The 8,099-nt window shown below is 63.8% G+C and carries 8 protein-coding genes and 3 pseudogenes; 4 read left to right on the top strand and 7 right to left on the bottom strand.

Annotated features, from left to right (window positions below; all coding sequences use genetic code 11):
* Nucleotides 1-189: 189 nt before the first annotated feature.
* The 3 genes and pseudogenes from VGS97_RS23905 to VGS97_RS23895 form a co-directional block, all read right to left on the bottom strand.
* A complete protein-coding gene (locus tag VGS97_RS23905; RefSeq protein WP_326855880.1) occupies nt 190-738 on the bottom strand; it encodes a DUF6036 family nucleotidyltransferase in 549 nt (182 codons plus the stop codon).
* Nucleotides 735-1,118, bottom strand: coding sequence for a hypothetical protein (locus VGS97_RS23900; protein ID WP_326855879.1), 384 nt, complete (start codon nt 1,116-1,118; stop codon nt 735-737). Before VGS97_RS23900 ends, VGS97_RS23905 begins: the two co-directional genes overlap by 4 nt.
* A 149-nt stretch (nt 1,119-1,267) precedes the next feature.
* A pseudogene (locus tag VGS97_RS23895) lies at nt 1,268-1,432 on the bottom strand (DUF255 domain-containing protein); the annotation flags it as partial.
* A gap of 149 nt (nt 1,433-1,581) precedes the next feature.
* Here VGS97_RS23895 and VGS97_RS23890 point away from each other — a divergent pair.
* Nucleotides 1,582-2,718 (top strand): Fic family protein, encoded by a 1,137-nt coding sequence (locus tag VGS97_RS23890; protein ID WP_326855877.1) that lies wholly within the window; start codon nt 1,582-1,584, stop codon nt 2,716-2,718.
* 164 nt (nt 2,719-2,882) lie between these two features.
* On the opposite strand, the gene VGS97_RS23880 is transcribed toward VGS97_RS23890, so the two are convergent.
* Complete coding sequence (locus tag VGS97_RS23880; RefSeq protein ID WP_326855876.1) at nt 2,883-3,053, bottom strand: DUF255 domain-containing protein; 171 nt, start codon at nt 3,051-3,053, stop codon at nt 2,883-2,885.
* 106 nt (nt 3,054-3,159) lie between these two features.
* On the opposite strand from VGS97_RS23880, the gene VGS97_RS23875 reads away from it, so the two are divergent.
* On the top strand, nt 3,160-4,065 hold the full coding sequence (locus VGS97_RS23875; RefSeq protein WP_326855875.1) for a restriction endonuclease: 906 nt from the start codon (nt 3,160-3,162) through the stop codon (nt 4,063-4,065).
* A gap of 73 nt (nt 4,066-4,138) precedes the next feature.
* Here VGS97_RS23875 and VGS97_RS23870 read toward each other — a convergent pair whose 3' ends face one another.
* Complete coding sequence (locus tag VGS97_RS23870; protein WP_326855874.1) at nt 4,139-4,951, bottom strand: HipA domain-containing protein; 813 nt, start codon at nt 4,949-4,951, stop codon at nt 4,139-4,141.
* A 232-nt stretch (nt 4,952-5,183) separates the two neighbouring features.
* Here VGS97_RS23870 and VGS97_RS23865 point away from each other — a divergent pair, with 232 nt between their 5' ends.
* Both VGS97_RS23865 and VGS97_RS23860 read left to right on the top strand, forming a co-directional pair.
* The gene (locus VGS97_RS23865; RefSeq protein WP_326855873.1) at nt 5,184-6,095 is read left to right on the top strand and encodes a 2OG-Fe(II) oxygenase; all 912 of its coding nucleotides are present in this window, start codon (nt 5,184-5,186) and stop codon (nt 6,093-6,095) included.
* 506 nt (nt 6,096-6,601) lie between these two features.
* A pseudogene (locus VGS97_RS23860) lies at nt 6,602-7,393 on the top strand (aquaporin).
* A 33-nt stretch (nt 7,394-7,426) separates the two neighbouring features.
* Here the strand turns inward: VGS97_RS23860 and VGS97_RS23855 are convergent.
* Both VGS97_RS23855 and VGS97_RS23850 read right to left on the bottom strand, forming a co-directional pair.
* A complete protein-coding gene (locus VGS97_RS23855; protein WP_326855872.1) occupies nt 7,427-7,801 on the bottom strand; it encodes a hypothetical protein in 375 nt (124 codons plus the stop codon).
* 108 nt (nt 7,802-7,909) lie between these two features.
* Nucleotides 7,910-8,099: pseudogene (locus tag VGS97_RS23850) on the bottom strand (hypothetical protein); the annotation flags it as partial.

Below are 8,099 nucleotides of genomic sequence, written 5' to 3'. Positions count from 1 at the left end.
GCAAAGACTCGTGGGCCATAACGTGACCGCCCGCTCCGCACGCTCGCCGTCCGGGCGGGCCACACCCGGCACGTGCACGGCAGATCCTGGAATAAATCTCTGGCAGATCTTGGATTGATACAGCGCGAGGACGTTGCGCTGACATGGCGATTCACGGGCCACTGTGCATCACGCGAATTGCCTGAACCGTTATTCCGCTTCGGTAGGCGGCCAGCCAGCTTCGAAAACATCCTCCAGCACCAGCCTGGCTCGCTCCGGCACCGGCTCATCCGGGAAGATCTCCGCGCAAAGCGAGAGAACCGCCTCGACGTCGGACAATCCCAGCTTGTCGATGAGGAACCTGATGTCCTCGCCGTCACGCCGTCGGGCGGCATGAACCTTCATCGCCAGGAGGTGTTCCGGCGAGGCCGCCTGGACCCGCAGGCCCGGATGGTCGAATACCGTCGCCGCGCCCGAATCGCCACCCGCCGCGACGTACACGCTGGCTTGCTCGTTCAGCCACCAATCGGGCAAGCCCAACTCCTGCGCGACTGTACGGGCCTCCTCCAACACGATCCCGTGCGGCTTGAACAATGCGTCGATGTCCCGAGTCGCACGCCGCGCGTCATACGCCAGAGCCATCGCTGCACCGCCGAATACATACAAGTCAGCGGTCACGCCACGGCGGGCCAGTCGTTCGCCCAGCCTGGTCAGGGCATCCCGGATCCCCGCGCGGTCAAGCAGCGGCCCCTGACTCACGCGACACCGAGTTCCTGTGGGGCGATGAAGATCCCCCGCCGACGGAACGCAGCTGGAGAGTGGACCAATGCATCCGCCCTAGCAGCACGGGATCCGAAGGGAAACCAGAAGCGCCGCAAACTCCTGCGCTCCGCCCAAGCCGGGGCCGCACGGTCTGCGCGAGCGGCCAAGTACTCGGCGAGACCCGCCAAGAACACGTCCCAGCGCTCGTCACCGGTGCTCAACGGCTCCGGCCCCAACAGCATCAGTCGATCTTGCTCCGGCTCGTGCCGGTACTCCTCCAGAAACTCGGCGACCAGCCGCCAACGCTGGCCCTCCCCGGCTTCTGCCAGCCACTTTCCGAGCACCGAGAGCGAAGCGGCACGATATGCGGCAGTCATACGGCCGATTCTAGGCAAGAAACAGCCGACAGACCCCCAACGCCGCGCAGCGGCGTCACCCGACACGGAAAGCATGTGCCACCGGGAGGGACACACAAGAGGCCTCTGACCTGGACAGACAGCAGTCAAACCAACTAGTGTACTTAGCGCATCACGTGGCACCAGTGGCACGCCGCGTATCCGATCGAGATCAGCAGCGGCACGTCCCGCCGCCTCGCCTCGGCGAACGCCTCCTCACCCCACTGCCACCAATCCACCGGATTGGCCGCGTGCTGAAGCAGATACGGCGAGGTCGCGCTGGCGAGCCGGTTCATAGATCCAGCCTGCCATACCCCGTCTCTGCCCGGACCGTGATCCCACGTTATCCAGCATCATGACCGCCACCGAGCCATGGGCCATGACGTGAAGCACGGCGCACCACCCGACGATTGACGCATTGATTACGTCAATCTATCATTCTGGCATGCTCTATCCGACGCCCAAGCTCGACGCCGACGACCAGCGCGTACTCGACGAGATCGGCCGCAGCCGAGAGAGCTTGAAACACCAGGTGAACTCCTCGCCGGCGAAGTGGACCGCGGGATTACGGAAGTTCCTCACCGCCGACGCTGTCGCGGCGTCGAATTCCATCGAAGGTTTCAAAGTTTCGACGGTCGACGTCGAAGACCTGCTCGACGGTGAACGCGACGTTGAAGTCTCCGACGAGAACCGCCAGGAGACGCTTGCCTATCAACAGATGATGACGTACATCCAAACACTGCATGATCCGACTGACTTCAGCTACAGCAAAGGCCTCCTCAACGCACTGCACTGGATGCTTCAGGGGCACCGGCACAGCAACCGGAAGCCAGCAGGACAGTGGCGTCGCGGGGCCGTCTATGTCACTGATGCCCGCGACCCCAGCATCGCCGCGTACACGGCCCCGGATGCCACCGATGTCCCCGGCCTCATGCATGAACTCATCGACTGGCTGAATTCCGACGACCGAAGTCATCCCCTCGTACGGGCCGCGATGGCGCATCTGGACTTGGTGTCCATCCACCCCTGGGCCGACGGCAACGGACGGATGTCACGGTCGCTACAGACACTCATGATCGCGCGTGAAGGCGTGCTCGCTCCCGAGTTCTCGTCCATCGAGGCGTGGCTGGGACGGCCGGGCAACACCTGGGAGTACTATCGCGAGCTTGCACGCCGTGGTGCCGAATATCTTCCGGACCAGGACGTTTCCAGTTGGGTCCGCTTCAATCTCACCGCCTACCATCAGCAAGCTCAAACGGTGCAAGGTCGGCTCGACCGTTCGGGAAGGGTATGGGGCGAGTTATCTGTTTTTGTGGCGAGCACGGGTCGCGACGAGCGGATCGTATCCGCTCTCCATGACGTCGCGATGGCCGGCCGAGTCCGTCGTTCTCGCTATGAGCACGCCGAGAACCTCAGCATGCAGCAGGCTCAGCGCGACCTGCGCGATCTCGTGACAGCTGAAGTGCTCGAACCCATCGGCCGCACGCGAGCCCGCTACTACACAGCAGGCGTGCGGTTCCCCGAACAAGTGCTTGACATCGCCCGCACGCCCATGACGCTGGCCGACCCGTATTCTCACTGAACGCCCACGCGCCAGAAATCCGGCGCATCAGGCAAGGGTTCACAAAACCAACTAGTGATCGTCCTGTGATCCGATGACGCACGGGGCTTCGAGGTCCTGCCCAAGAGGCGAATCGTGGAGCGGACGTTGCCGTGGATCTGTCAGCGGCGCCGCTACGTGCGCGATTACGAGCGGCGCCCGGACAAGCACGAGGTCGTGGCCACCGTCAGCATGATCATGCTGATGAGCCGCCGCCGCGCCTCGGCGAACGCATCCTCACCCCATTGCCACCAATCCACCAGATTGTCCGCATACTGAAGCAGATACGGTGAGGTCACGCTGGCGAGCCGGTTCATTTGTACTGTCGCACGAAACAGTGATCTTGCATGCGACCGTGGCATACGGCCGTTACTGTTGCCATCAGGAATGGCAGCCATCGCAGTTGCATGAGCAAGGAGACAGATGCCCGTTCCGGAGTATCAGAGCTTCATGCTCCCGATCTTGCTTACCCTCGAAAACGGGGAAGCGTTGCGCTGGCAGGATCTTCGCGGACCCTGTATGCGCGAATTCGAGCTCACTGAGGAGGATGCTGCCGAACAGCTGGACAGCGGCGGTTCGCGCCTTGACAACCGTATCCACTGGGCCACGACCTATCTTGCGCAGGCGAGACTACTGGAACGTCCTCGACGCGGTTATGTCCACATCACGGATCGAGGCCGCGAGGTGCTGGCGAAGAGGCCCGACCGAGTGGACAATCGCCTGCTGAGCCGGTTCCCCGAGTTTCAGGAGTTCCGGGGCCGCACTCGGGGCCCACGAGCCGAGCGCGACGAGACGGACGGGGCGGATCCCGAGACGACCCCAGCCGAGGCGATCTCGCTGGCCGTCCAGGAAAACACCGAAGCCCTGGCATCGGAACTGCTGCGACGTGTCCACAAGCAGGAACCGGAATTCCTTGAGCGCCTCGTGCTCAGGCTGCTCACCGCGATGGGATACGGCGGCCGTGAGAATGCCGCCGAGCATCTGGGGCGGGCGCACGACGGAGGCATCGACGGCGTCATCCGGCAAGATGCGCTGGGTTTGGATCTCGTCTACGTTCAAGCCAAACGCTACGCCCTGGACAAGTCGGTCGGACGCCCGGATATGCAAGCTTTCGTCGGAGCGCTTCACGGTGTCGGCGCGGATCGTGGAGTCTTCATGACGACTGGGCGCTTCAGTGCCGAAGCCAGAGATTATGTGGCGCGGATTCCGAGCCGGATCGTACTGATCGACGGACCGCGGCTGGCACGACTGATGATCGAGTACAACGTCGGCGCCCAGGAAGAACGCGCGTTCGTCCTGAAGCGAATCGACGAGGACTTCTTCGAGTAGGCACCGGACGACACCTCCGCGTCTCAGCCATCGGCCACACCGCCTGCCATGTCCGGCGGCCGGCGTCAGCCTCTCATCTCTGAGAGGGAGACGAACCGCGGCACAGTGTCGCCTCGTCGAAAGTGGAGCTCTGCTGCCCGGATTCCTCGCTCACTCGGCCGAGCGGCTCACCTGAGTCAAGCCGATCGAGCCTGGCCTGGATGACCCCGATGACGCGCTCGCTGGGCCAGCCTTCGGTGAGGCGTGGCCCGAGTGCGTCGATAGCAGTCCGCAGAGTACTGCTGAGTTCGCCGAGGCATGTCTCAGCCTCGCGTTGGGGAATCCCCATGGCCTTGGCCTCGTCTACGAGTGCGGCGCGGTCGACCTTCGCGAGGCTTACCTGAGCTCCGACCCGGGCAGCCATCCTGCCGCTGAGCTCCGGATAGATCAGTGTGCACAAGGAGTCGTACATGGGAGAAAGCGTGACCTTACCGCTGTTCAGCAGCACTGAGTAGTTCTTGCCATGCCCGTCCTCGTCGCCGACGACGACTCTGAAGGCAAGCTGCCGCAGCAACTTCTCGATCTCGACGGTCGGAGAGTCAGTGAATTGCCTGAGCAGACGGGCCATGCGCTCGCTCGGCCAGCCTATGTGGTACTTGTCAACCGAGCGTAGCCCTGTGGCCTGGCACATGTCCTCCTGATGGAGGCGGGTGATTCCTCCGTGACACACCTCGCGGTCGTAGCGTTCGGCCACCAGAACAGCCGTACCCTGCACGTCCTCCACCCAGACGGCACGGTCGGTCAGGCCGGCCGCATGCGCCAGCGTCACCACCACCGCTTCGTTGTGTGCGCTGTGTGACCAGGCCGCAGCCGGTTTGAGGATGTGCGTCGACGGCGCCCCTTCCACCGGTTCGAACCACCGGTTGTCGATCCGGGCGAGGATGACGCGGAACGCAAGCTTTCAGCCTGTGGCAAGGCAGCGGGATCGCGCATCCGACTGCGACGAACCGGGCCAGGGGTCTGAGATCACGCAACCGGATCTCGGGCGGGAGACAACCTTTTCGGCTTCGCGAGCATTTATACCTGCGTGGCTCGGCGGTGCGCCGTGCGTGACAGGAAACAGCTCCGGAAGGGGTCCGATGAACGGGGCGTCGAACGACGTGGCAGCGGCGGAATCGGTGGAATCAGTGCTCAGAGGCTCGGACGGGGTGTGGAACTTCGCGAGGTTCAGCGAGCAGGTGGACGCCGCCACGAGTGGCTACCACGCCGCCTCGCCGTTTCCTCACGCGGTGTTCCACGACGTGTTGCGTCTCGACCCGTCGGCCATGGGCACGTTCCCCGACCCGGACTGGCCCTCGTGGACGGCGCTGGGAGACACCTACCAGTACCGGAAGTTCAGCTGCTCGAACATCGAAGTCATCCCCGAGCCCTTCAGCAAGCTGATTCACGAGCTGTGCGGCCCGACCTTCCTGCGCCTACTCGAAAAGCTGACCGGCATCAGCAAGCTCATACCCGACCCCTATCTCAAGGGCGGCGGGCTGCACATGAGCGGGCCGGGCGGAGTCCTGGCACCGCACACCGACTTCCACCTCTACGAGCCGCTCGCACTCTATCGCAGAATCAATGTCCTGGTATATCTGAACGACGAGTGGGAGTTGTCCTATGGCGGCTGCCTAGAGTTGGGGGATCCGGGCAAACCCGCGAAGACGATCGTGCCGCAGTGGGGCACCATGATGATCTTCACCACAGACAACCGCTCCATTCACGGATTCCCCAAACCCATCGCCGACGGCCGCTGGCGCAAGTCCATTGCGCTCTACTACTACACCGCCGAAGAAACCAAGCAGTTCGGTGGCGATACGACCACCGCCTGGCGCACACACGGCCAGCACCGCGGCATCGTGCGCAACACCCGTCTCGCTATTTACAAGAGCCTGAACCAGTTCTCCAAGGCGGTCTCGCTCGCCGCACACCTCGTCAACCCCAACCAGGGCGCCGAATGGTGGAAAACACGCAAGGAGAGGCTGGCGAAGGAGAAGGCCGGTTTTTGAGCACGAGCACGAGCACGAGCATGACCATGGCTGTGGCTGTGGCTGTGGCTGTGGCTGTGGCCACGAAGGTCGGTGGGACGGCGGCGGGGTTACGACTTACCCGGCGGGCTCTGGCACGTGCGAGTCTTTGGATGCACAAGTCGGCCGACTATGATCGAACGCTGGTGCCAGAAGCACGTGCTCTGACGCTTTTGCCGGGTGCGGGCGAGCCGCCTCGGAGATTCGGCAGTGCCGCTTGGTACGTCTGCTCTGCGGCGAGCACGTCGGTATCGGTGCGGAGACTGTCGGTCGCGGCGAGGTTGGGACTGCATCGTTCGTGCGAGCGTGCACGGCTTATGCGATGTCGCAGGTCAGGGAACTGCCATCCCCAGAATGGTCAAACCGTCGTGCGGCTGAGGCGCAGGTTGATTCAAGGTGTTTTTAAGCTGGCCATTCATCGCGGCTAGTTCGCGGGGCAGGTTTCCTCAGCCGAGTACAGCGACACGGAGGGAGCGATGAGTGACGCGATGAGCAACACCACTGCGGCCGTCGAGGCCAGACCGTCCTCGTCGGTGATCGATCAGATTGAGTGCGGCTGGGCCGCGCTGGCTGCGGAGTTCATCGGTACGGCCATCCTGGTCTTCTTCGCTGTCGGCACGGCGATCTTCGCGGACGCCAACGCCGGTGTCGTGGGTATCGCACTGGCCTTCGGCGTCACGCTGCTCGCGCTCGTATATGCGATCGGCGCAGTCTCGGGATGTCACATCAACCCGGCGGTGACGCTCGGGATGGTGCTCGCCGGTCGGATGAGGCCGATCGCCGGCGCGCTCTAAGCGATCATGCAGTTCGCCGGTGGCATCTTCGGCGCGCTGCTGCTGTACTGGGTATCGCACACGGTCCGCGCACGCGCCGGCGGGCCGTTCAGCCGCAAATCCTTCGGCTCGAACGGATACGGCGCAAACTCCGACCTGGGAATCAGCACCGGGGGCGCGTTCCTCGTCGAGATCATCCTCACCGCACTGCTCGTACTGGTGGTGCTGTCGGTCACCAACGGTCCCGGCGTCAAGGGGCTGGAGGGCGTGGCGATCGGCTTCGCGCTTACCGCAATCCACCTGGTCGGCATCCCGCTGACCGGTACATCGGTCAACCTCGCCCGCTCGCTCGGGCCGGCCGTCTTCGCCGATAACAATGCACTGAGTCAGGTCTGGCTGTTCGTCGTGGCGCGCCTGGTCGGCTCGATTGTGGCTGTGGGCCTGCACTGGATCGTCCGCGGTCGCCCGCAGGAGACGGCGCGCCGCGTAGCTGATCGAGGCCAGTAGCGGGGCGGCGGGCATTTGCCGGTCCCGGGACGCTCATCGGTCGACTTCTCGGCTGACATGCTCCGGCCACTCGTCCAGGTCGATGATGCAGCGCACCACATCACATGCTTGATCGAACAGGACTGTGTCGCGATTCGCGTAGTGGTCGTGTTGGCCGTTCAGGAGTATGAAGCCGCCAGAACGGCCCTCGGCGCCCAGGTCTACAGCGTGTTCGCCAGGATCGCCTTCGCTGATCATGAAAATCAGCAATGCGCGGGTGCCGTTTGTGAGGACTGCCAGCGAACGACCTGCGTCGTCATGAAACCAGGTCTCGCATGTGCCGGAGGCGAGTCGACGCTTTATCAACTCCGTGGCTACTTGGCCCGAGCACGTGGAATCGGAGCCCTGTAAACGCCAGTAGCTCGCCATTGGGCAACCTTACGGCGAGGTCGAAGTCTGAGATTGGGTGTGCGATGGGCAGGGGTGGGTGGGTCGGACAGGTCGGATGGGTCGGATGGGTCGGATGGGTCGGATGGGTCAGTTGCGACCTGTGGCGGAGGGTGGTTCGGGATCGGGGTGAGGATGGGGGTGGGCGTGGAGATCGGGATCGGGGTGGGGGCCGATGCGGAGGGTGTTTCCGTCGGGGTCGACGATGGCGAAGGTGGTCGGGCCATGGTGCGGCTCGACCGGCATGTCCAGGCAGTCCACGCCGTCGCCGGTCCAGGTG

The organism is Actinocrinis sp., from assembly GCF_035946395.1.
Taxonomy (GTDB): Bacteria; Actinomycetota; Actinomycetes; order Streptomycetales; family Catenulisporaceae; genus Actinocrinis.
This window is presented reverse-complemented; position numbering and strand designations above follow the sequence as displayed.

What these genes read in the sequence shown, in the direction of transcription:
- VGS97_RS23865 (WP_326855873.1), top strand. Translation starts at nt 5,184, where the DNA reads ATGAACGGGGCGTCGAACGACGTGGCAGCGGCGGAATCGGTGGAATCA.
- VGS97_RS23875 (WP_326855875.1), top strand. Translation starts at nt 3,160, where the DNA reads ATGCCCGTTCCGGAGTATCAGAGCTTCATGCTCCCGATCTTGCTTACC.
- VGS97_RS23900 (WP_326855879.1), bottom strand. Translation starts at nt 1,118, where the DNA reads ATGACTGCCGCATATCGTGCCGCTTCGCTCTCGGTGCTCGGAAAGTGG.
- VGS97_RS23855 (WP_326855872.1), bottom strand. Translation starts at nt 7,801, where the DNA reads ATGGCGAGCTACTGGCGTTTACAGGGCTCCGATTCCACGTGCTCGGGC.
- VGS97_RS23880 (WP_326855876.1), bottom strand. Translation starts at nt 3,053, where the DNA reads ATGAACCGGCTCGCCAGCGTGACCTCACCGTATCTGCTTCAGTATGCG.
- VGS97_RS23890 (WP_326855877.1), top strand. Translation starts at nt 1,582, where the DNA reads ATGCTCTATCCGACGCCCAAGCTCGACGCCGACGACCAGCGCGTACTC.